The following is an 18,894-nucleotide window of genomic DNA, read 5'->3' as shown; positions in this document are numbered from 1 at the left end:
CTGCCGGTCCGGGCAGCGGGCCGGGGAGGGGCCCGGGGCCACCGTGTTCACGGACGGCTCGATGCGGCTACGCGTCGCGCCTGTACAGCAGCAGGCCGCCGAGCAGCAGCGCGGCCGCGGCCCACGCGGCGAGCACGCCCAGGCCGGCCCATGGGCCGATGGGCAGCTCGGGCAGCTGGACGGTGGCTTGGATCGCGAGCCCGGCGGTCATGGGCGAGATCTGCTGGAGGTGGCGCTGCCACTCCGGGTCGTTGACCACCCGGGTGACGACCGGGAAGAGGTAGAGCAGCCCGAGCACGATCCCGATGGCGCTCGCCGCGTCCCGTACCGCGGTCGCCACGCCGAGTCCGAGCAGGGCGATCAGGACGAGGTAGAGGACCGAGCCCGCGGCCGCCCGCAGGGTCGGGCCGTCGGCCAGGGAGAGCGGCGCGTAACCGTGCGCCTCGGTGAATCCGTTGCCGGGCAGGATGCAGCGGCCGGCGAGCAGGCAGGCCAGGACGGCAGTCGTCCCGGAGGCGAGGACGACCGTGGTGAGGACCGTCGCCTTGGCGGTGAGGACGGTGATCCGGTTCGGCACCGCCATGAGCGTGGTGCGGATCATCCCGGTGGTGTACTCGCCGCTGACGGCCAGCACCGCGAAGACGGCGATGACCGCCTGCCCGACGGTGACGCCGGTCAGGGCGAGCTTGACGGCGTCCTGACCGCACCTCGCGTCCGGGCACTTCACGGCCTTGGCGGTGCCGCAGCCGACGGCCACGGTCAGCGCGACGGCGAGCAGGAGCAACCTGCCCATGTCCCCTGTGGTGCGCAGCTTTGTCCACTCCGCGCGCAGGGCGCGGCCGAAGTCCCCTCGCCAGGCGCCGTCCGCCGTGCTCGTGGGTCGTGCACCGCTCAGGAGACTCATACGTCCCTCCCGCGCAGCCGCACCACGGCCAGGGTGAAGGCGAGCGCGGCGTATCCGCACAGCACGGCGAGGCCGGCCCAGGGCGCCAGTGGGTAGTAGCCGGTCGACGGCTCGTACACGCTGAGCACCTGCGTGTACCTGGGCAGGGTCTGCTGGATGGCGAAGCCCGCGGCCGGGGTCACCCGCAGCAGCCACTGTGAGACGCCCGGGGGCAGTACGCCGGAGGCGGCAAGCAGGAAGGGCAGCACGATCGACGCGATGACCAGGGCGACCGCCGTGCCGCCGCGCCGCAGCAGGGCGCCGGTGCCGAGGGCCAGCACAGCGGCGGCCGCGCAGAGCAGAGCGGTTCCGGCCATGACGCGCGCTTCGGTCGCCGGCGTGACGGGGAAGACATGGAAGCCTCTGCCACGCGCGCCGCGTTCTCCGACGGGAATGGTGATCGCGGCGGCGACCAGGCCGATGGCGCACGCGGTGCCCCCGGCCACCAGCGCCTTGGCGGCAAGCACCCGGCCTCGCAGGGGCGTTGCAGCCATGGTCGTACGCAGCAGACCACGCCGGTACTCGCCGGTGATGAACACCGTGCTTACAGCGATCACCACGATCAGCCCGGCGAAGGTGCCGACGAGGAAGTTCTCGACGGAGAAGCCGACGCCCATGGCGGGCCCGCCGACGACCGGCGCGATGTCACCGGCCCCGGTCACGGTGAACCCGCCGTCGTCGGACCGGGTGAAGCCGCCCCTGGTGGTGTTCGGGTAGCTGCCGGAGGTGCCCGCGTCGCCGCCCACCTGCGTGCTGTTCCACGCGCTCCGGGACCAGCCACCGGTGAGGCCGGGACGGCCGAAGGTGCCGGTGGCCGCGGCGGGGCTGAAGCCCGTGCCCGCCGCGGTGTCCTGCTTGGCCTCCGGTGACGTGGCGAAGAGCCCGGCGCGCACGGTGCGCGCAAGCCCGGGCAGCTTCGCATGGCCGACCTCGGTCCAGTGGGAGCCGTCGGTAGAGGTGTAACCGGTGAGGCTGTCGCCGGAGCGGACCAGGCGCAGCCGGCGCGGGGACTCCTGGGTGACCTTGCCGGACGGGCCCGCCGTGTCGTGCGTGTAGTCGTACTGCATGCGCACGCCGTGACCGCCGGTGGCCATGACCGCCGCGTACGGGGATCCCTGGGTGAGGCTTTCCTTCACGATGATCCCTGCCTTCGCCCAGGGCTGGGCGCCCCGGGCCGTCTTGCCGGTCCCGGTGTCGGCCACACCGGTCAGGGACCGCAGGGCGACGGTGAGGGCGCCGTCGCCGGTGAGCGTCTTGTGGACGAAGTAGAAGCTGTCGTTGACGGCCTCGCCGTCGGGGCCCGTCGGATACGAGGCGGAGCCGGCACCGCGAGAGCCGGGGGCGGGGGCGGCCGTGCCGAGCAGGCCGACCACGATCGTCACCAGGAGCGCCCCCGCCATGGCGAGGACCCAGCCGCGTACCGTACGGAACTTCGTCCACTCGGCGTGCAGCGTCCTGAGGAACCCGGCGCGCCTCGTGGCCGGGGGCCGAGGGGTGAGGGTGGCTGTCATCGTGCGGCCTCTCCTGCCGGGATGCCCCGGTACTCCACCTTGTCCCGGGTGACCTCCATGTACGCCTCTTCGAGCGTCGCCCGGTGCGCGGACACCTGGGAGAACGGCACCCCGTTCCGGGCCAGCAGGGCCACGATCTCCTCGTCGGGCAGGCCCGTGACGCCGAGGGTGTCGGGGCCGGTGGCGAGGACGGTGGCGCCCGCGCCGTGCAGGACCTGGGCGGCGCGCTCGGTCGCGGAGGTACGCAGGGTGACCCGGCCGCCGGACGCCTGGGCGAGCAGCTCCGACACACTGGTGTCCGCGACGACCCGGCCGCGACCGATCACCACGACATGGTCCGCGGTGTCTTCGAGTTCGCTCATCAGGTGGCTGGAGACCAGGACGGCGCGGCCCTGCCGGGCCAGCTCCGCCAGGAAGTGGCGCATCCACACGATGCCGTCGGGGTCGAGGCCGTTGAACGGCTCGTCCAGCATGACCACCGGCGGCTCACCGAGCAGCGCCGCCGCGATCCCCAGGCGCTGGCGCATGCCCAGCGAGAAGCCGCCGGCCTTGCGCCGGGCCGCCGTGGCCAGGCCGGCCTGTTCGATGACCTCGTCCACGCGCCGGGGCGGCACGCCCTGTGAGTGGGCCAGCCACAGCAGGTGGTTACGGGCGGTGCGGCTCGGCTGGAGCGCGGAGGCGTCCAGCAATGCCCCCAGATGCCTGAGCGGGCGATGCAAGGTGCGGTACGGCACCCCGCCGACCAGGGCCTTTCCCTCCTCGGCCGCGTCAAGGCCCAGGATCACGCGCATGGTGGTGGACTTGCCCGCGCCGTTCGGGCCGACGAAGCCGGTAACCCGTCCGGGCCGCACGGTGAACGTCATCCCGGCCAGGACCAGTTGGGACCCGAAGTGTTTACGCACACCGATGACCTCGATCGTCGCCTTCGTACTCTCATCGCTCATGGGCCCACCCTGTGACGGAGCGCGTTACAGGGGCCGAACGGCCACTGTCATCTCGCTGTTAGGCCCCTCGGCTTAGCCTGGCCCGGTACGCGTCCTGGTGCGGTGGCGAGAGGGGAGCATGCGAATGAAATGGGGTTGGCGCCGACGGCTCGCGGGCCTGACTGCCCGGCTCGGCCTGCGCCGTGGCACAGCCCGCACCCGCTTCACCGCCTGGTACGTGACTCTGTTCCTGCTGTCGGGAACGGCGCTGCTGGCCATCGCGGCCGTGGTGGCATCCGGCGGATCGCGTGCCAGCCGGACCGCCCCCGATGGCGGTACCGATCAGCCCGTCACGGCGGCACAGGCTCAGGGCCGCATCGACGAGTTGCAGCAGCTGGCCCGGGCGCACGATATCCAGTCCCGGCAGATTCTGCTCGGCTCCGCGATCGCCCTCGGCGTCATGGCGGTGATCTCGGTCGGGCTCGGCTGGTTCGTCGCCGGCCGGGTGCTGCGCCCGCTCCGGGTGATGACAGCGGCAACCCGCCGGATCACCGCCGACAGCCTGCACGAACGCCTGGCCATCGACGGGCCCGGCGACGAGGTGAAGGACCTGGCCGACACCATCGACGACCTCCTCGGTCGCCTGGAGCACTCCTTCGACGCCCAGCGCCTCTTCGTCGCCAACGCCTCCCACGAGCTGCGCACCCCGCTCACCACGATGCGGGCCTCCCTCGACGTGGCCCTCGCCAAGCCGGGCCCGGTATCCGAGACCACGGCCACGCTGGCCACCCGGATGCGCGCCGGACTCGACCAGGTGGACCGGCTGCTGGAGAGTCTCCTCGTCCTGGCTCGCACCCAGCACGGCGAGTTCACCGACGCGGCGCGCCTCACCCTCGGCCGACTCGCGCTGACCGCCCTGACCGGGCGGGCAAAGGACATTGCGGCCAAGGGCCTGACCGTGCGCGAAAACCGGATCGACGACTCCGCGTGGGTGTGGGGCAGCCGGACGCTGTTGCGCCGCGCGGTCGACAACGTGGTCGACAACGCGATCGCGTACAACGACCCCGGGGGCCGGATCAGTGTCGCGGTACGGGCCGAAGGAGATGATCCGGGCGCGGTGTCCCTCGTCGTCGAGTCCGGCGGACCGGTCCTCGACCAGCGGCGGGTGGCGGACCTCGCGCAGCCCTTCCGCCGCCTTGGCGCCGACCGGACCGGCACCGGCCAGGGCAGCGGCCTGGGCCTCTCCATCGTCGCGGCCATCACCCAGGCCCACCACGGCACCCTTGACCTGCGCGCCCGCCCCGACGGCGGCCTGCGCGTCACCATCACCCTGCCCCGTACGGACGGCAGGGCGACGGTGGAAGCTCCCAACTCGGAGACGGGCGTGGCGCATTGAGAGTCCTGGTGGTCGAGGACGCCCGCCCCCTCGCCGAAGTCATCGCCGAGGGGCTGCGTGACCAGGGCATGGCCGTGGACGTGGCCCACGACGGGCTCGACGCCGCGGCCAGGCTGGACGTCAACGCGTACGACGTCGTTGTGCTCGACCGCGACCTGCCGGGCATCCACGGCGACGTCCTCTGCCGGATGATCACCGAGCGGGACGGCCGCGTGATGGTCCTGATGCTGACCGCCGCCGGTTCACCCGGCGACCGTGTCAGCGGCCTGACCCTGGGCGCCGATGACTACCTCGCCAAGCCCTTCCACTTTCCCGAACTCGTCCTGCGCATCCGCGCCCTGGCCCGCCGCCGCCCCGCCGCTCGGTCCCGCACCCTGAGCACGGCGGGCATCGAGCTCGACCCGATGCGCCGCACCGCCAGCCGCGACGGTCACCAACTCGGCCTCTCAGTCAAGGAATTCGCGGTACTCGAAGCCCTCCTTGACGCGAGCCCCGCCTTCCTCAGCACGGAGAACCTCCTCGAACAGGTCTGGGACGAGCACGCCGACCCGTTCACCAACACCGTCGCGGTGACCATCAGCCGCCTGCGCCGCAAACTCGGCGACCCCCCGGTCATCGCCACCACACCCGGCGTGGGGTATCGGATCATCGGCCCAGGAGCCCCACCCGACTGAGCAGCGGACCGGGGCGGCGGTCCACGGGCGGAGGCCGTGCTCAATAGGTATTTCTGAGTGGGTTGGCGGCGTCCTTGGCGTCTGGGTGACGGGGCTTGGTATCGATTCTGTCCATGACACGAAGCCGTGCTGCCTGGACGACATCGAGCAGTTGCTGACGGGTGCGGAGGCCGAGGTGTTCTGCCAGGTCGGACAGGATGAGCCCGGCGGGTTGCAGACGATGAGGTCGGCGCGGCTTTGGGGGAACAGGTCGGGGCCCGACCCCTTGCTGCGGTCGGCCAGTGCGAGCCGGTGGACGTTTTTCCTGGCGCAGGGCAGGGTGCGTGGGCGACCAGGTCGACGTATTCGTCTCTTCGCAGGAGTGGCAGGAGGCTCGCACAGGTGTTGTTCAGCTGCTGGAAGCACCAGTCCTGCAAGTCAGCGGGCTGACTTTTTCGTCCGACGGCTCCATCGCCGCTACGAACGCAAGGCCGAACACTTCCTCGCCTTCGTCGCTGCCCTCGTCTCCTACCGACGACTCCGCTGATCAACCATGCTGACCAGCCACGGCGGCGAACAGGACAGCCGCCACGCCGAGAACGAGTAGGTGAAGGGATCCGGCGATCCACAACCGCAGTCCCATCAACCCGCCACCCGCCACCACCGCTACGCAACCGCTGATCCACACCCCACGACGGGCAGCCCGGGCCGTGCGAACACCGGGAGATCCGAAGTCATCACCTGAGAAAAACACATGCATCCCGAGCCAGACGACGAGCATGGCCGACACCGGAAGAAGGGCCACCGCGAGCCCGAGATCCAACCACACCGAACGCCGTTGCATGCCCGCCAGTGTTCCCGCCACCACAACAGGTGCGCCTGAGTAGGTGTACTCATTCCGGGCGCCAACTGAGACACCCTCTGAATGCGTATACCTTGCCTCGGCGGCGCGGCCGGAATGGTCCGCCGCGGGTCACCGATCGAGCCTCTGCCCGCATGCGATTCTGCCGTGCGGGCTTGAGGGGAGGGGACTGTCAGTGCCCGGTGCCGACCAGGCCTGGTGTCAGCATGTCTGCCCGGGTCATCCACTGAGGTCCTCCGTCACGGGCAGGCACTCGGCGAGCAGGTCGACGACGTCGCGCCAGGCTCGCTGCGCGTGCTGTGGGTGGTAGCCGACGCCGGGGACCACGGGGTGGTCGACCGACGGGTGGTGGAAGGCGTGCAAGGCGCCGCCGTAGACCGTGAGGCGCCAGTCGATGCCCGCGGCCTGCATCTCAGCGGTGAACGCGTTCCGTTGCGCGGGCGGCATGATGGGGTCTTCCGACCCGACCCCGGCCCACACGGGGCAGCGAATGCGCGCCGCTTCGCCCGGTCGGCCTGTGGTAGTTGCGTTGACTGTCGCGATCGCGCGCAGGCTGACGCCGTCGCGCCCGAGTTCCAGCCCGATGGCACCCCCGGTGCCGTAGCCGACGGCGGCTGTCCGGTCGGGGTCGGCCCGCGGTTCGGTGCGCAACACGTCGAGCGCCGCATGGCCGATGCCTCTCATCCGGTCGGGATCCGCGAGCAGCGGCATGCAACGGGCCAGCATCTCTTCGGGGTCACTCAAGTAGCGCCCGCCGTGAAGGTCGAAGGCCAGCGCCACATATCCCAGCTCGGCGAGCGCATCGGCCCTGCGGCGCTCGACGTCGCTGAGCCCCACGCCCTCTGGTCCGACCAGCACCGCGGGCCGGCGGTCGGCACCGGCCGGGAGCGCCAGGTGCCCAGTCATCGTCAAACCGTCGGCCGGATACTCGACCGTACGCGTCGTGATCGTTGTCATGGGTCCGGACTGTAGTGAGCGTCGAGCCCGGTCCGGCCGGTGCTCTGCCGCTGGCAGAACTCTTCTGTAGCGGCAGCAGTTGTCGATGAGTCGGGGCAGGACTTATCGATCTTCGGTGCGTTCGTTGTCCAGCGGTTGCGACGGCAGCCGGGAGACTTCAACGTCACAGCCTCGGCTGGGTCTGCGCCTGGAAAGCTGATCGTTTGGTCGGCTTCGTCAACGTCGCCTGGGACGGCGGCGTCCATGCGTTCGTTCTGGACACGGTCGTAGCTCGGCGCGATCGTTCGAGCGGGGTGGGAGCCGAGCTGGTCAGGGCAGCTGCTGAGGGGTGTCGTGCTGCGGGGTGCGAGTGGCTGCATGTCGACTTCGAAGAGCACCTGCGATCGTTCTGTTTCGATGCCTGCGGCTTCAGAGAGACGGCGGCAGGACTGATCGCTCTGTGACCTTGGGCCTCCCGCGGTCGCGGACCGGTGTCGGGGGAGGGGAGCAGAGGTCATCGTCCCGGCCTGCACCTCGATCTCCGCGGCGCTGACCGCCTCGGCGTACCCCCGCTTGCCGGTCGTGGGCCCGCTGAGCGTGCCAGTCGACTCGATGCTCGACCTGGCCTGCGCGGCCACCGCCGTGGAGGCTCTGGCCGGCACCGGCCCGCCGGTCGGCTGACCGCGCCCGTGTCCGGCTGCTTGGCTGCGGCGTCCGCGGGGCGGACGGGTGAGGCGGGTGAGCGGTGGGGGTGTGTCAGTGCTGGATCAGGCCGCCGACCGGGACGGAGGCGGTGTGGCCGGTGGCCGGAAGGGTCTGTGCCAGAGCGAGGCCGATGTCGACCAGGGAGGAGCGGCGCAGGCCGACGACACCGGAGAGGGAGGTCCAGGCCGATTCGGCGATGTCGCCGTTCGGTTCGGGCCGGAGGCGGCCGCCGGTGATACGGACCCGGTAGAAGATGCCGACGTTGTGGTGCTCGGTTCCGGCGCGTGCGGCGCTGGCGGGGATGAGCCGGGAGTCCACCCCCAGCAGGCGCTCGGTGAGGGCGGTGCAGCCGGTTTCCTCGGCCACCTCGCGGATCACCGTGTCGAAGGGGTCTTCGCCGTGTTCGACCCGGCCGCCCGGGAGGGTCCAGGTGCTGGTGCCTCCCGGTGGTGCGTGACGGGCCAGCAGCACTTTCCCGTCCTGGATGCAGACGGCGTAGGCCGCCAGCCGAGAACTCATCTCCCCACCTCCCTTGGGACCCTATCAACGCCGGACGGTTTGCGCCTGGCCGTGCGGAGCGGAGCCGGACTCGGCTCCGCGGGCCGTGCAGCCGCTTCTGTTTCCGTAGTGCGGGGCTCGAAAGGGGGTGCGTGCAATCAGCCCAGTTGTCGCGTGGGCAGCCCTGGAAGGGGAGCCGGCCCGGATCGGGAGGAGGCTTGGGGGGTGGCACGGTTCCCGTAGCGCGTGTCCGGCGGCGCTGGGCACCGCCTTTGCCGCGGTCCCCGGTTCGATCGTCCGGGCCGTCCCCGCCCGGACGGGGAGCGCCCTGGGTTGTTGTCAGGTGGTCCGCTTCACCGGCTTCTCGACGGGCAGCGCGCCGCCCGCCGGCGTCCTGGACGCTCAGATCGGCGGCGACGGCGCACCGACGGCCGGCGGCTACACCCTGGTGCTGTGGATTGCCGCAGGCATCTGTGTGTGGGCCGCCGCCCTGACCTGGTTCCTGCCCGAGCGGTCGTCCGCCGCCACGTCCGACGCCCCGCGCCGCAGCCCGTAACCCCTTCCGTCCCGTCCCGTCCCGTCAGTGAATGGCTCGGGTGATGCAGACCGGCTTATCCATCGGTGTGCTCACTGAGGGTCAGCCCTGGACGTGATCCTGGTGCGGCACACCACCATGCGGTAGGCCGTCGAAGTGCAGGCCTGACAGGGGATCAGCGGCACCGTCCGGGCCCCTCGCGTCAGCAGTGGCCCTACGCCGTCACAGCCCCGCCGCGCGGGCATCGGCCAATGCCGTGCTGGGCTCCATGGGCCGCGGAACGTGCCCGCGGCACGGCTCGGGACCGCGGTCGGTCCTGGTCGTCAGGCTGTGCGCACCGCCATCACGAGTCCGCTTGCACGAGGCCCACTGCGTCCCACTGCGGCAGTTCACCACCGCCAACTGCATGCGTCCCAACCACACTGTCCAGGCATGAGCCTTGCACGCCTACCTGCGCTGGGGCGGACGCCCCGTCGCCGCCGCGGTCCGAACGACCCGGCGAACCCATGCGCTCACAGCACTAGCCAGCCGAACTGACCAAGGTCTCGAAGCCTGAGCTATCGCAGTAAGACACTGCACGGCCCTCAGCCCCGATGTCGCCGCCGACCGCGTTGGCGGTGTCATCGAGGATGTTGGTGCCACCGTGTTCCAGGCCCGCCCGGTCGAGCTTTTTCGAGGCCTCTATGACCGCATGTGCTGCCGATACGGTGTTATCGGCCCCGGGCGACTGGAGACTCTGTCCGTCACCGGCATCGGCGTCTGCCTCACCGCTTGCCGTGGTGTGCGCCGCGTCCTGCCAGGACCCCAGCTTGGTGCAGTAATCCCGTTGCCAGTCCTTGGCCTGCGCTGGATCGTCGGATGAACAACCGCTCATCAGGACAGCGGCAGTGACAACCGCTGCTGCCCGCTTGACTGCTCGTGTAACCCCACTGCTGTGTTGCAAGGACGTGCCCTCCCCGAAGCTGCCGCCACAGAGTATGGATCACGAAGGTGTCACCTTGCGCAGATTTTCGCGCACCATCAGCACCGAATCGGCGAGCTGCCAGGTGCCGTCCGCTGACCAGCGGTGATACCGCTCGTAGACGGTCCGCCAGGGCCGTACCGCTCCGCCAAGTCCGGCCAGGGCACCCCCGTCCGGGCCCGGAACTCCACCCCGTTGACCACCGTGCGGTGATCGGATCACTGCCCACCGGCGTCAGGGGCGAACAGCGTCAGCATCTCCGGTGTACCGGTCGATCTTGGTGTCGGTCAGGTGGCGGTGGCTCCTTCGGCGGCGGCTGCCGCCTTTGCCAGGAGTGCTGGATCGAACAGCGTGGAGGGGTGGCGCAGCATGTAGGACACTTTGTTGAATGCTCCCGACACTTCCGCGTCGATGAGGGCTGCACCGGTGATCTGTTCCATGGCCCGGCGCTGCTGCCGCATTTCTTCTGGCACCTCGGTCCCGTTCTCGGCGTCGATGCGGGCGGCGTCGCCTCCCGCGGACACGGCCCAGGCCGCGTCGACGACCACCTGCTGCAGGCGGAGGAACTCCGTGGCCGCCTCGTCGAGGTCGGCGCTGCTGTCGAGATAGGAGGCCAGGCAGGAGGCGTGCAGAGCGGCGGAGCTCATGCCCTGGCCGTAGACCGGGTTGAAGGACGCCACGGCGTCCCCCATGCTGACCAGACGCGCCGGCAGGCGGCCGGCCTCGGTGAAGTGACGCCGCCTGGTCTCCGCCTGGTGGTACGTCACCACGTCACGAGTGACGTCGCCGCTGGTGATCTCGCTGAAGTTCGGGGGCAGTGTGGCGCACTTCGCGCGAAACTCGTCGATCGTCCTGCCAGGCCGGTTGTCGCCGTAGCCCATCAGCATGACGAGCCACTGCTGCCCTTCGATCGCGGTCGCCGCCGCGACGGACACTCCGCCCGACGGGTACTGGGGTGTGAACAGTTGCAGCACGGTCGCCACTTCCAGCTCCGGGAACTTCGCCGGGCGCTCGAACAGGGCGGTCGCGTAGTTGACCGGGACTGCGAGCCGTTCGAGTCGGGGCTGGTCGTAACCGTCCTGCCCGAGCCAGTGCGAAAGCTTGCTGGAGCGTCCCATCGCGTCCACGACGAAGTCCGCTGCGAGGACACCCTCCGTCCGCGTGCCCTGATCGTCTGTTGCGGCTTCGGCGAAGCGCACGCCGGTGACGGCACCGTCGCCGTACCGCAGCCCCGTCGCCTGCGCCCGCAGGACCGACACATGGGGCAGGGCGGTGACCCGGTCCCGGACGAGAGTCTCCAGCAGAGGACGCCCGACCGCGAGGAATTGGTGGTCCACGCCGTCCGGCGCCTGCCGGATGTCGTCGTAGCCGACGAACTGTTTGTCGGGTCCGACGAGCGAGGCGCCCCGGTCCTGTGCCTCCTGTGAAACGCCGGGAAGCCACCGCTCGATCCACCGCCGGCCGGCCGGCAGCAGTGTGTGCACCTGCTGGTCCTGGGGCACCCCGGAGCGCGACTGGGCCTGTGCCGATATGTCGTCGGGCTCGACGATGACGACCTTGCGCGCGCGGTCGGAAAGCACCCGTGCCGCGAAAAGCCCCGCGATGCTCCCACCCATCACGCACGCAGTGTCGAACAGGACAGGTGCGTCGTGCGGCGGCTCAGCGTCGACAAGACTCTCGAAGAGAGTCACCACGGATTCGGACACCGAAAACTCCAGTCGGTGAGTGGAACGGACCTGGACAGGCGGATCAGCGCCCAGGCAGTCGGAATCAGGACCCGAAGGTCCCGCGGGACCCGCTCGTCCCCCGGGAGGGCGGGTGCCGTCCGTTCATGATCACAGGGCCCGGACGCCGGCGGCTTGTACCGGCCGGCCGCGTGCGTTGTACTTCCGTGCCACCCGGGGGCCGGGCCGCACGGTGAGCCTGGCCGGAGGCGGTGGGCCGGGGCGGAGTAGCTTGAACTGGATGAACACCGAAGCCAGCCTGTCTCCCTGGCGGGTCGGGGACCCCTCGACACCCGTGCTCGACATCACCGTGCCGTACGCGCGCGAGAACCGGAACCGTGTGCTGCTCTCGGAGTGGCGGCGTCAGGGCGGCGAGCGGGTGCCGGCGCCGCCCATGCGGCTGCCGCGGCACAGCGAAGGGACCTACCGCGCTCGCATCTGGAAGCAGAACCTCCTCGACTTCTTCCTCGAGGACCAGTACAGCGACGCGGTCGCGGGGAGCACCGGGGGCCCGGGCGGGCACCTCGAGGACCGGATCGTGACGAGCGTGACGCTCAGTGGTGAGTGGCGCTTCGCCACCCGGAGCCAGCGAGCCACGGCGGCGGCCGGAATGCTGTGCGTGCGAAGGAACGAGGACCCGTGGGACTTCGAGGTCGCCCGGGGCACCCGGGCGATCACCCTGGTCCTTCCCGCCAGCGAAATCCGGTTCCCCGTGAACACGCGGGCGGTCACCGCAGCACAGGCGTCGCCCGCCGCGGCTCTTCTGCTCGCTCAGCTCCGTCTCTGGGCGGAACTGGCGGACGGACTCGGTGCCGCCGCCGGAGCCGCCCGCAACGCGGCTCTGGAGCTGTTCAGAGGGCTGATGAACGAGCAGGTCATCGACGACGCGGAGTTCGCACCGGCGCTCCTCAGGGCGGCGATGGACCACATCGAGACCCGGCTGCTCGCCGATTCCGACCTCAACCCCCGGGGGATAGCGGCGGCCCTGAACGTGTCCGTCCGCACCCTCTACCGCGCATTCGGTCAGGGGGGCACGTCGTCGGTCATGGGATACGTGCGCGAACGCCGTCTCGAACGCGCCAGGGCAGAGTTGCTCTCGACACGTCTGACCGTGTCCGAGATCGCCGCTCGCTGGCACTTCACCGACAGCAGCCATTTCGTCAAGGCGTACAAGAAACGGTTCGCCGAGACTCCCACCGCGGGCCGGTAGGCCTTTCCAGGCTTTGGCAGCGCATCGCAGACCGGGAGCCGGTTCCACAAGACCATGACCTGTCGGTGACCGCGCAGATGCCGCACCGGCACGGCTTCAGCCACCGACTTCCCGCCCGGCGGGCGGTGGAGCGCAACGAGGAGGCCGTCACCGGCTGGGTGAAGGAGACGTGGCCGCAGGTGGAAGCACCGCGGCGGCGCTCGTAACCATTTCCATGAACTATGAATACAAAAACGTATACTTCGAGCATGAGTCGTGGGACGACCTCGACGCGGACGAGGACCCCCGCCAGCTCTTCGGACTCGACGAGTTGACCTTCGGCACCCGCAATGGTCTGTGGCCGATCGCGAGTACCGACCGGGGCGAAACCATCTTCCTTGTCGCTGACCCCGATGCTCCTGGTGAGCTACCACGAAACCTGGGCAGAACACCACATGAGTTTCGCGGAATGGCTCTACCGCTACCTCATCGGCGAAGACATGAGCGGGCCCAACAGCGCAGCTTTCTACCCCGGCCCCGTGCAGTTGCAGCAGCTTCCGATGTCCGCTGACGAACGCCCCAAACCTTGGTACGGCCCCAGACCGCGGCATGTGAGGGGCCACCACCGCCCTCATCGCAGCAGCAGCCCAATGAGATCACTTCCAAGGACCGAGGCGACGGGCGGACGGCAGAGAAGTGGGAGCAACAGGGGGCAACTCGATCGTCCGGCTGTAGCGAGCGGTGAAGTCCACGTGCGCGGCGAGGAGGCCCCTATCCTTGACGGCCCACCGCCGACAACCGCTCGCCCCGCCGCTGGAACTGCATCACCGCCGCAGCACCTGGCTGGACTCGATCCTCGTGATGACGACAGCGGCGTATGTGTGGCGGCGCCCGACGTGTCGGGGAGACTGCTTGTCGCTTCAGGACGCGAGGCGCTCCCCATGGCCGACATCGTCACCCGTCCCGGTGCGCGGGTCCTGATGCGTCGCCTTCCGTCGTCAGGGCGGCCCGCACCCGCTGCTCCTCGCGAGCGGGGCCGACGTCCTGTTCCAGGGGCGTGCGGCTCACGGCTGTCGCGAGGTCCTCCAAGGCCCGTTTCTGGAGTTGCGCCTCGCGCCGCAAGACCGGGCTCCCGTTGCCGGCGGCGGCGTCCTCCCACGCGTGGAGCGCCTCTTCCAGGCGTCCCCAGTCCGGATTCCTGTGCTCGCGCACGGCGGCTGCTGCCTTCGCGGTGTCCGTCTCCAGGGCCTCGGCGAATCGCTCCGCCTCGGGGGCGAAATGGCTGTCGGCCCGCGGGACGTGACTCTCCACGAGCATCGCTGCCCGGCCGAACCCCTTGAGTGCCTCCTGCGCCTCGTGCGCCTCGCGTGACGTCAGACCCCTGGGTCGGACCGGTTCCTGCCTTGCCCGGTCGTATGCCTCCTGCCAGGCGGCATGTGCCTCCCTGCTCTCCAGCAGCGCCCTGCGCATGCCGGCTTGATGCTCACGGGTCGGTTCGGCGTAGTTGCGGAGCACCGCGGCCGCGTAGCGGCCGTCGGCGGCGAGCCAGTCCGCGAGCCGACTCGGCAGCCGGGGTGTCTCCCATGCGGGAAAGACCACGTACGCCAGCATTGCCAGGGCCCCGCCCAGCAGGGTGAGCACGACCCGCTCCGGGACTGTCTGTTCCCATGCCTGGCCGCCCATGCCGAGCAGGAAGACGACGTACGCGGCGGTGAAGCACTGGGAGTAGGCGTAGCCGGTACGGTTCAGCGTGTACGACAGGCCCGCCGAGACCACCGCCAGCGCGCCGGACACATGGGCGTCCGTGCCCAGGGCCCGCACCACGCCGGTGGCGAGTGCGACCCCCGCCAGGGTCCCGGCGAGACGGGCCACCGCACGCGCGTACGTCCGGTGGAAGTCCGGCCGCATCACCATCACCGAGGCGATGGGCGCCCAGTAGCCGTGGCCCAGGGGCAGCCGGGTGGCGATCAGATCACCGAGTGTGGCCACCGCCGCCAGGCGGACGGCGTGCCGGAACACGGGCGAGTCCCCGCGGACCTCACGGCGGACCGCCCGGACGACGACCGGGACCAGCCGGAGCAGTGTCGGGCGTACCAGGAACTGAGCGTCGGCGGGGCCGGGCGGCGTGGGTTTTCTCCCCTGCGCGCAGCCGCTCCCGGCGATCTCCAACGCCTCGCCGAGCAGTTCCACGAGCCGCTCGGCGGCTTGCCGCGCGGGGCCCTCCAGCACCTCGTGCTCCTCGTCGACGCGCAGGACGTCCGTGCTCTCGGGCCGCACCTCGGCGGGAGTGCCGCGTCGGATCGAACGGGCGGCGGCATCCAGGACGTCGGCGGCCGCATCGAGCAACTCCCGCGCGCGGTCCCGCCCCGGTCCTTCCGCCGGGGCGCCCACGTCCGGGTCGGCGAGCGCCGCGACCACCGGCAGAATGCGCTCGGCGAGTCCCCGGGGACCGTGCAGGACGGGGGGACGGGTGCGGGCCTGCGACGGTGTGACAGCGGCCGCGTCCCGGGCCGTCATCAACGGTTCTGCGTCGAACGGTGCGGTCGGGTCGTGCCGCAGCCGGCGGGCGTAGTCCGCGACGGCGGCCAGGGCGTCGGCGAGCGCGTCACGATGCGCTCCCCAGCGACGGATCGGGAACAGCAAGATCAACACGGCCTGCGTCACGCCCCCGAGTGCGATGACCCCGGCGTGCTCCAGGGCTCGCCCGGTGCTCGTGGGCAAGGTGATGGTCACCAGCATGCTGCCCACGGTCGTCGCTGCGACGGTCCCAGCGGTCGATCCGACGGCCCACGCCGTTCCCGCGGCGAAGGCCCATACGGCCAGCAGCGGCAGGAATGTCAGGAGTCGTCCCGCCGCCAGGTAGCCCACGAAGGTGCTGAGCGCCAGACCCGCGCCCGCGCCGAGCGCGATCACCTTGCGTGGACGCCAGCTGCGCTGGAAGGTGGCCCCACCCGCGGAGTAGGCGCCGAGGGCGGCGGACGCGGCATACGCGGGGGAGACCAGCCACAGGGCCGGTCCGACCACGATTGCTATTCCAGCGGCCGCACGCAGCGCGAGCAGGGGCTCCAGCCGGGTCTCCTCGATCGTGAGCCCGGATCGTACGACCTCCCCGAAGGCCCGCAACCACGTCACGGGTGTCCGCCCGGTCGGAACGCCCTGCCATGACGCGTCGGCCTGGTCGGGGTGCGGCAAGCGTCGGGCAGGAGAGCCTCCCACACGGCCCGCGAACCGGCCGGGGCCCGCAGCCGCTGGACGGGGTGCTGCCACTGCGAACTCTGCTCCGCGTCCGGCGTCCTTCCCCCGGGCCGGAGCGCGGGCAATCGCCGTTGGTGCAGTTCCGGCCGGAGCACGGCGATCGCCCCCGGCCCCGTCCGGGGGACGGGCGGCTTTTCACCCGTCCCTCGGACCGGTCCAGGGGGGACAGGGGGCGCGGCGGCCCCGGGTCTCTTACCGCTTGTGGCCATTGCCGTGCCCGTCCGGGTGCAGGACCACCTTGGTCCAGCCGTCGTCGCGGGCGTCGAAGTGCTCGTAGGCGGTGGGGGCCTCGTCCAGGCTGAGTTCGTGGGAGACCACGAAGCTCGGCTTGGCCTTCCCGCCGGCGATCAGGTCCCGCAGGGCCCGGTTGTACCTTTTCACCGGTGCCTGCCCGGTTCCCATGCGCTGGCCCTTGAACCACATCAGGCCGAAGTCGATCGGGACTTTGCCCTGGGCCTCCAGCTCGCCCTGGGCCTCCGCGCCGCCGGGGTCCTGGGGCAGGAACACGCCCACCACGCCGATGTCGCCCGTGAACCTGACCGAGTCGATCAGGCCGTTGAGCGTGAGGCTGGCGTCCTCGTGCCCCTGGGGGTCGTGTGCCTGGTAGCCGACGCATTCGCAGCCGTTGTCGGCGCCCAGACCGAGGGTGGCCTCCTTGACGACCTCCGCCGGGTCCTGTTCGGCGGTGTTGATCGGGATGGCCCCGAGCTCCTCCGCCTTGCGCAGCCGGTCGGGCTGGTGGTCGGCCGTCCAGACGCGGCCCGCCCCCTTGAGGAGGGCGGAGTAGGTCGCCATCAGCCCGACGGGACCGGCCCCGAAGACGATGGTCTGGTCACCCGGCTTGACGTGGGCCATCTCGGTGGCGTGATAGCCGGTGGGGAAGATGTCGGCGAGCATCACGTAGTCGCTCTGCCGCTCGGCGGCGTCCTCGCCCAGGCGCAGTGCGTTGAAGTCCCCGTAGGGCACGCGCAGCAGTTCCGCCTGGCCGCCCTGGTAGGGGCCCATCTCGGCGAATCCGTAGGCGGCTCCCGCGAGGGCCGGTTCCGGCTGCATGGTCAGGCAGTAATTGGTCAGACCCCGCTCGCACTGCTTGCAGAAGCCGCAGGCGATGTTGAAGGGCAGGACCACGTACTCGCCGACCTGGACCTTTCGGACGGCCGAGCCGACCTCCACCACCTGGCCCATGTTCTCGTGTCCCAGGGTGCGGCCGGACTCGAACGAGGTGCGCCCCTCGTACATGTGCAGGTCCGAACCGCAGATGTTGGTGGTGGTGATCTTGACGATGATGTCGCAGGGGTGCTCGATCTTCGCGTCCGGTACGTCCTTCACCGTGACCGTGCGCGGGCCTTCGTATACTGCTGCTCTCATGATGACTCCCCTTGATGTCGCGGCAGGGCGATGCTGGAGAGGGCGCGAAGAGCCTGATCACCGGGAGTGCTGCGACGGGTCCGGGGCTCCGGCACGCCTTCATGGGCCGTCCACCTTCGTCAGGCGGAACGGTCGTTTTGCCGCCGCCCTCGCCAGGCGGAGCTCGGCGCTCCGACGGCGTTGCATCCGGGTCCCCGTCGGCCCCCGGGGCGAAACAACCAGGCACCGACCGATCAGCGGAATCTCCGGGCCCGGACGACCACCGGCCGGCGGCACATCTCCGACTGAGGTCACCGGCTAGTCACCGCGGTCGTCTCGCAGCATGCTGCGACGCTCCTGCTCGCGCTTTGAGTAGGCGGCTGCCCGGATCGCCTCGTCGCTCTCCAGGCCCGATCCCAGCGCGCCGCCCACCGTGGCGACCGAAGCGACGAACCAGGACAACGTCCAGTAGTCCGTGGCGTGCAGCGGGCTTCGTGTCATGGAAGCGAACAGCCGGTCGTTGAGGATGAACAGCGCCCACACCAAGTTGATGAGCACCAGACCCGCGTAGCAGACGATCACCCCGATACCTACGGTCACAACCGTCGAGGCGTTGTAGAGAGCCGCCCTCTTCCTCGCCTCCGGCGAAACCTCATCCGCTCGATGCCACAGGTTCGCGTCCACGATCAGCCAGCCGATCATGAGCGCGACGGATCCGACCATGGCGATCACCAGGCGTGGCGTGCTCAGGGAAGTGGCCAGGGCCCAGACGGTGGAGTTCACCGTGGCGACTGCTCCCGTGGCGAGTGCGGCGGCCAGGGCTTTCGACAAGCCCGGCACCAAGCGCCACGGCCGGTTGGCGCGGACCATACCGCCGAGCACCCTCAGGTAACCGCGCGGCCCCCTGACGACGTACCGCAGATCAGCGATCTCCTCCTCACCGACCCGGCCTGGACGGATGGGTGCTAGACGACCGATGAAGGGCCCCCGCAGCGGCTGGCTTCCCGGAGGCTCCTCAGGTCCAGTGGCCTGTGGGCCCGCCAAGCTGAGCACGGCTTCTTCCACGGCCTGCCGGGCCCTTGTCTGCAGCCGGAAGCCTCCCAGCGTGGGAAGGGACAGCAGCGCCAGGCCGTGTTCGTGACTCAGATCCACCACGAGCTTGCGCCCGTGCGAGTGCAGCGGAAGGTCGGTGAGGGCCACGACGACGTCCCAGTTCTCCTCACTTCCGCGGTCCATGATCCGGCGCGTCAATGTGGACAGGTCCTCGGTCCCCGCGGTGAAGGGCTCACTGACCACCTCGACGGCGAACCGTCGTCCCTGGCCCGACCTGTCGGCGAGCCGGTCAGGAAGGATCCGGGCCATGCGCCTCGCGATCTCCGTCGGCGCATCCGGATCCGCCAGAAGAGCCACGACCATAACGTCCTGTGGCGACACCCGCATGCCTCCTCGCGTCGGC

The 18,894-nt window shown here is 70.5% G+C and carries 15 protein-coding genes and 3 pseudogenes; 6 read left to right on the top strand and 12 right to left on the bottom strand.

The window, feature by feature from the left end:
* Positions 1 to 67: 67 nt before the first annotated feature.
* From ACFV6E_RS37680 to ACFV6E_RS37670, 3 genes are read right to left on the bottom strand one after another with little or no spacing between them, the layout of a single operon-like run.
* Complete coding sequence (locus tag ACFV6E_RS37680) at positions 68 to 904, bottom strand: ABC transporter permease subunit (RefSeq protein ID WP_385467907.1); 837 nt, start codon at positions 902 to 904, stop codon at positions 68 to 70.
* Complete coding sequence (locus ACFV6E_RS37675) at positions 901 to 2,454, bottom strand: ABC transporter permease subunit (RefSeq protein WP_385467904.1); 1,554 nt, start codon at positions 2,452 to 2,454, stop codon at positions 901 to 903. The genes ACFV6E_RS37680 and ACFV6E_RS37675 overlap by 4 nt, the downstream gene beginning before the upstream one ends.
* A complete protein-coding gene (locus ACFV6E_RS37670; RefSeq protein ID WP_385467901.1) occupies positions 2,451 to 3,398 on the bottom strand; it encodes an ATP-binding cassette domain-containing protein in 948 nt (315 codons plus the stop codon). Before ACFV6E_RS37670 ends, ACFV6E_RS37675 begins: the two co-directional genes overlap by 4 nt.
* A 124-nt stretch (positions 3,399 to 3,522) precedes the next feature.
* Here ACFV6E_RS37670 and ACFV6E_RS37665 point away from each other — a divergent pair, with 124 nt between their 5' ends.
* On the top strand, positions 3,523 to 4,773 hold the full coding sequence (locus ACFV6E_RS37665; RefSeq protein ID WP_385467898.1) for a sensor histidine kinase: 1,251 nt from the start codon (positions 3,523 to 3,525) through the stop codon (positions 4,771 to 4,773).
* A complete protein-coding gene (locus ACFV6E_RS37660) occupies positions 4,770 to 5,447 on the top strand; it encodes a response regulator transcription factor (protein WP_385467895.1) in 678 nt (225 codons plus the stop codon). Before ACFV6E_RS37665 ends, ACFV6E_RS37660 begins: the two co-directional genes overlap by 4 nt.
* A gap of 526 nt (positions 5,448 to 5,973) precedes the next feature.
* Here ACFV6E_RS37660 and ACFV6E_RS37655 read toward each other — a convergent pair.
* Together ACFV6E_RS37655 and ACFV6E_RS37650 are read right to left on the bottom strand one after the other, a co-directional pair.
* A complete protein-coding gene (locus ACFV6E_RS37655) occupies positions 5,974 to 6,270 on the bottom strand; it encodes a hypothetical protein (protein WP_385171957.1) in 297 nt (98 codons plus the stop codon).
* A gap of 237 nt (positions 6,271 to 6,507) precedes the next feature.
* On the bottom strand, positions 6,508 to 7,245 hold the full coding sequence (locus tag ACFV6E_RS37650; RefSeq protein ID WP_385467892.1) for a dienelactone hydrolase family protein: 738 nt from the start codon (positions 7,243 to 7,245) through the stop codon (positions 6,508 to 6,510).
* A 152-nt stretch (positions 7,246 to 7,397) separates the two neighbouring features.
* Here ACFV6E_RS37650 and ACFV6E_RS37645 point away from each other — a divergent pair.
* Positions 7,398 to 7,688, top strand: a pseudogene (locus tag ACFV6E_RS37645) (GNAT family N-acetyltransferase); the annotation flags it as partial.
* Positions 7,689 to 7,980: 292 nt separating this feature from the next.
* Here the strand turns inward: ACFV6E_RS37645 and ACFV6E_RS37640 are convergent.
* A complete protein-coding gene (locus ACFV6E_RS37640; protein ID WP_385171952.1) occupies positions 7,981 to 8,448 on the bottom strand; it encodes an NUDIX hydrolase in 468 nt (155 codons plus the stop codon).
* A gap of 322 nt (positions 8,449 to 8,770) precedes the next feature.
* On the opposite strand from ACFV6E_RS37640, the gene ACFV6E_RS37635 reads away from it, so the two are divergent.
* A complete protein-coding gene (locus ACFV6E_RS37635; RefSeq protein WP_385467890.1) occupies positions 8,771 to 8,983 on the top strand; it encodes a hypothetical protein in 213 nt (70 codons plus the stop codon).
* A gap of 499 nt (positions 8,984 to 9,482) precedes the next feature.
* On the opposite strand, the gene ACFV6E_RS37630 is transcribed toward ACFV6E_RS37635, so the two are convergent.
* The 3 genes and pseudogenes from ACFV6E_RS37630 to ACFV6E_RS37620 form a co-directional block, all read right to left on the bottom strand.
* Positions 9,483 to 9,905, bottom strand: a complete 423-nt coding sequence (locus ACFV6E_RS37630) for a hypothetical protein (protein WP_385171946.1) — start codon at positions 9,903 to 9,905, stop codon at positions 9,483 to 9,485.
* 99 nt (positions 9,906 to 10,004) lie between these two features.
* Positions 10,005 to 10,138, bottom strand: a pseudogene (locus ACFV6E_RS37625) (transposase); the annotation flags it as partial.
* A 72-nt stretch (positions 10,139 to 10,210) separates the two neighbouring features.
* Entirely contained in the window at positions 10,211 to 11,539 is a 1,329-nt protein-coding gene (locus ACFV6E_RS37620; protein ID WP_385467887.1) for an FAD-dependent oxidoreductase, read from the bottom strand.
* Between the two features lie 349 nt (positions 11,540 to 11,888).
* Here ACFV6E_RS37620 and ACFV6E_RS37615 point away from each other — a divergent pair, with 349 nt between their 5' ends.
* Both ACFV6E_RS37615 and ACFV6E_RS37610 read left to right on the top strand, forming a co-directional pair.
* Positions 11,889 to 12,857, top strand: coding sequence for a helix-turn-helix domain-containing protein (locus ACFV6E_RS37615; RefSeq protein WP_385467885.1), 969 nt, complete (start codon positions 11,889 to 11,891; stop codon positions 12,855 to 12,857).
* 33 nt (positions 12,858 to 12,890) lie between these two features.
* Positions 12,891 to 13,063, top strand: a pseudogene (locus ACFV6E_RS37610) (winged helix-turn-helix domain-containing protein); the annotation flags it as partial.
* A 727-nt stretch (positions 13,064 to 13,790) separates the two neighbouring features.
* On the opposite strand, the gene ACFV6E_RS37605 reads toward ACFV6E_RS37610, so the two are convergent.
* From ACFV6E_RS37605 to ACFV6E_RS37595, 3 genes are all read right to left on the bottom strand, one after another.
* Positions 13,791 to 15,968, bottom strand: a complete 2,178-nt coding sequence (locus tag ACFV6E_RS37605) for an FUSC family protein (RefSeq protein ID WP_385467883.1) — start codon at positions 15,966 to 15,968, stop codon at positions 13,791 to 13,793.
* Positions 15,969 to 16,283: 315 nt separating this feature from the next.
* A complete protein-coding gene (locus ACFV6E_RS37600) occupies positions 16,284 to 17,459 on the bottom strand; it encodes a glutathione-independent formaldehyde dehydrogenase (protein ID WP_385171933.1) in 1,176 nt (391 codons plus the stop codon).
* A gap of 297 nt (positions 17,460 to 17,756) precedes the next feature.
* Positions 17,757 to 18,878: a hypothetical protein gene (locus ACFV6E_RS37595; protein WP_385467880.1), complete on the bottom strand. Its 1,122-nt coding sequence runs from the start codon at positions 18,876 to 18,878 to the stop codon at positions 17,757 to 17,759.
* Positions 18,879 to 18,894: the final 16 nt, after the last annotated feature.

It is taken from the genome of Streptomyces sp. NPDC059785 (genome assembly GCF_042732375.1).
In the GTDB taxonomy this organism is placed as follows: domain Bacteria; phylum Actinomycetota; class Actinomycetes; order Streptomycetales; family Streptomycetaceae; genus Streptomyces.
Note: the sequence above shows the minus strand (reverse complement) of the source record. Positions and strands in the feature narration are given on the sequence as shown.